3 protein-coding genes are annotated in these 2,257 nt (G+C 44.4%); all 3 read right to left on the bottom strand.

Annotated features, from left to right (window positions below; all coding sequences use genetic code 11):
* Positions 1–843 (bottom strand): histidine kinase dimerization/phospho-acceptor domain-containing protein (locus BG32_RS10465; RefSeq protein ID WP_121526800.1); only part of this gene is annotated, 843 nt, incomplete at its 3' end.
* Entirely contained in the window at positions 833–1,519 is a 687-nt protein-coding gene (locus BG32_RS10460) for a response regulator transcription factor (protein WP_099772986.1), read from the bottom strand. The genes BG32_RS10460 and BG32_RS10465, both read right to left, overlap by 11 nt.
* 6 nt (positions 1,520–1,525) lie before the next feature.
* Positions 1,526–2,182: a hypothetical protein gene (locus BG32_RS10455; protein ID WP_099772987.1), complete on the bottom strand. Its 657-nt coding sequence runs from the start codon at positions 2,180–2,182 to the stop codon at positions 1,526–1,528.
* Between the last annotated feature and the right edge of the window lie 75 nt (positions 2,183–2,257).

The following is a 2,257-nucleotide window of genomic DNA, read 5'->3' as shown; positions in this document are numbered from 1 at the left end:
TGAACTCTCAGTGCGGGATAGAAGCAGATAATCTTCAGACAATCGGATGAGTTTATCAACTTCTCCCAAAGTCGATTTCAATGCTTCGCGAATTGTCTCTTCAGAAAAATCCTTGGTAAGAGAGAGTTGTAGATTTGTTTTCATTACTGCTAGCGGTGTACGCAACTCGTGGGCAATCTTAGATGACATCTGCTTCGCATCTTCTATCAACTGTTCGATTCTGATCAGTGATTTGTTGATCTCACGTTCAAGTTTTGAAACTTCTTCGCCGGTCTTCCTAAGCTCGACTCGAGAGTTCTTCAGACCACTCCTGCTGATTCGCTCTAGCTGATTTCCTGCCTCTTCAAAAGGGTTTATGAGTTTTCTGGTGAACACCATTCCGACTACGCTAACAATCAGAAGGGTCAGAAGAGAGAAGATTACGATCGTCACAAAAACAAATCTGAGATATTTCTGAGACTCATCCAAATCGTAGAAAGTCACGAACTTTTCTTCCTTTCCTTCAATTATCTCAAATGAAGATCTAAATCGGTAATCTCCTTTAGTTCCGCTTCCGGTTACTGCCTTAAAAAACTCCGGTTCGGCACGGAAACTGGCAATCGGAACTTCATCAGTGTAAATGGCAAACCCCAGATCTTCATCCCCGGCAAGAGTCAACAGTCTGTTCTCCTCGCCTGCGTATTTGTAAGTATTGACAATGTCATTGTGGAAGGAAATTAAGAGATTGTCTATTCTGCGCATCTCGAGATTTCTAAGAACGAAGAAAACGGTCAGTCCAAGCGAAACGACTATACTACCATAAGTAAAGAGGTACAGTAGAGTGATTTTCGACTTAACCGTCATCCCGCATTCTCCTCAACCCATACCCCTTTCCCGGTACCGTCTGTATAATATCTAGAATTCCTGCAGCCTCTAGCTTCCTTCTGATGTATCGAATGTAAACGTCGACAATATTGCTCCGAGACTCGAATCCAGTTTCCCAGATCTTGTCTGTAATTTCCTCTCTGCTAAAGACCGTTCCGGGATTCCTTAAAAAAAGCTCTAGGATCGAGGATTCTCTGGAAGTAAGCGACAGTTCCTTCTTCGAACAACTAAAAACACCGCTCCTTGAATCGTATGTCAACGGCCCATATCGAATTACAGGCTCACTTCTAAGTTGGTTCCGCCTGATAAGCGCTCTGACTCTTGCCTCAAGCTCTCTCAGGTCGAATGGTTTCGGCAAGTAATCATCCGCTCCTATCTTGAGACCCTCGATCCTACTGTCAATTTCCCCAAGGGCAGTGATGATGATTATTGGTACGTCGGAGCCGATCTCTTCTCTGAGGAAGCGGCAGAATTCATATCCGCCCATTCCGGGTAAGATCACATCAAGAATTATGCAATCATAGTTTCTCTCAAGCGCTAGATCCAGCCCATCTTCTGCATCCTGCGCAGTATCTACAAGGAATCCTTTGCGTTCGAGGAAAGCAGCCACATTCTCAAGAAGCTTTTTTTCATCTTCAACTACCAGTAACTTCATAGGACATCATTTCTTTCCGTTTTCTTTTCCCGGAGGTGTATTTGGCGGACCTGGATCATCAGGCTTTCCAGGATCTTCCGGTTTTCCGGGATCTTCTGGTTTACCCGGCTTTTCGGAAGGATGCTGATTTTCCCTTACCTCCTCAGATCTCTGCAACCCCTTGTTTATCTCTTCCAGTGCTTCCTCATTTGACTTTATACTAAGAGTAGAGGCAAAACTGCTTGCGAGCCTGAAGGTCCTAGTCCCGGTCACAACATGCCAGAAGTAAGAATTCTCTTCCTGCACCAGGAAGATGCCAAATACATTCTCTCTTGTCTGAACAGATACGAGAGAAAGCGCATCTATGATTCCAACTTTCAAAGTGGTACCCGATCCAGTGATCTCATAAATCTCATAAATCTCACCGGTTTCCGAAAGCGTGACAAAATGGGAATCGGTAATGACTCTTACCGACCCTTCGGGTAGAAGAAAAACCGCTTGAATCTCTCCTGGAACCTTTTCTTGGACACTCTGAATCAGAGAGATATCAACCGCCATATTCAGGGCCTTCCCCTCGACTAGATAATCCAGCAAAGATCTCTCGCCCTCAATTAGTACGTTAGAAAGAATCTTGGAGGAGAAAAAGAGAGATATTATTATCAAGATCCAGACGATTTTCTTCATGTAACCTCCATATGCTCATCTTTTTCGAGAAACTCTGCGCGTTGCACCTTGCCACGCTAGTGAAGAAGAAGGGCT

The sequence above is a fragment of the Mesotoga sp. HF07.pep.5.2.highcov genome (assembly GCF_003666285.1).
Lineage (GTDB): Bacteria > Thermotogota > Thermotogae > Petrotogales > Kosmotogaceae > Mesotoga > Mesotoga prima.
Note: the sequence above shows the minus strand (reverse complement) of the source record. Positions and strands in the feature narration are given on the sequence as shown.